The organism is Paraburkholderia sp. RL17-373-BIF-A (genome assembly GCF_046030175.1).
Classification (GTDB): Bacteria; Pseudomonadota; Gammaproteobacteria; order Burkholderiales; family Burkholderiaceae; genus Paraburkholderia.
Window position 1 is genome coordinate 1 of sequence record NZ_JARESO010000306.1, and the last position, 959, is coordinate 959.

The 959-nt window shown below is 63.0% G+C and carries 1 protein-coding gene; it reads left to right on the forward strand.

The genetic code is table 11. The features are described 5' to 3' along the window. Positions 1-10 precede the first annotated feature (10 nt). Positions 11-943 carry a 3,5-dioxohexanoate:acetyl-CoA acetone transferase gene (gene kce, locus P0D80_RS50545; protein ID WP_408296360.1) on the forward strand — a complete coding sequence of 311 codons (933 nt, stop codon included), beginning with the start codon at positions 11-13 and terminating at the stop codon, positions 941-943. Positions 944-959 lie beyond the last annotated feature (16 nt).

Below are 959 nucleotides of genomic sequence, written 5' to 3' on the forward strand. Positions count from 1 at the left end.
AGAGGTTTGTATGGCAACGAAACGCAAGGTCATCATCACCTGTGCGCCCACGGGCGCAATTCATACACCGTCGATGTCACCGTACCTGCCGGTGACGGCGCAGGAGATCGGCGACGCGGCGCTCGCCGCAGCCAGGGAGGGCGCCGCGATCCTGCACCTGCACGCGCGAGATCCCAAAGACGGCCGGCCGTCGCAGGACCCGGCGCTGTTTCAGGAGTTTCTGCCACGCATCAAGGCCGAAACCGATGCGGTGATCAACATCACGAGCGGCGGCAGCCCTCATATGACCGTCGAGGAGCGTCTGAAGCCGGCGCACCACTTCAAGCCTGAGGTTGCATCGCTGAACATGGGCTCGATGAACTTCGGCCTGTATCCGATGCTCGGACGCTTCAAGGAATTCAGGCACGACTGGGAGCGTCAGCACCTCGAGAACAGCCGCGACCTGGTGTTCAAGAACACCTTCGCCGACATCGAATACATCCTGACGTCGTGCTCGGCAAACGGCACGCGCTTCGAATTCGAGTGCTACGACATCTCGCACCTTTACAACCTCGCGCACTTCGTCGACCGGGGCCTCGTCAAGGGACCGTTCTTCGTGCAGAGCGTGTTCGGCCTGCTCGGCGGGATTGGCGCGCACCCTGAAGACCTCGCGCACATGAAGCGGACTGCGGACCGCCTCTTTGGCAACGACTACGTGTGGTCGATCCTGGGTGCCGGGCGCAACCAGTTCCCGATGGGCACGCTGGGCGTTGCGCAAGGCTCGAACGTGCGGGTCGGACTGGAAGACTCACTCTGGATCGAGCCAGGCAAGCTCGCCGAGTCGAGCGCGGCACAGGTGGTGAAGATGCGTCAGATCATCGAGGGCCTCTCGCTCGACATCGCGACGCCCGCCGAAGCGCGCCAGATGCTCAGCCTCAAGGGCGGCAACGAAACAAACTTCTGACGACGGAGGCGGCCTT

Coding starts and splice junctions, on each gene's coding strand:
- kce (WP_408296360.1), top strand. CDS start 11: ATGGCAACGAAACGCAAGGTCATCATCACCTGTGCGCCCACGGGCGCA.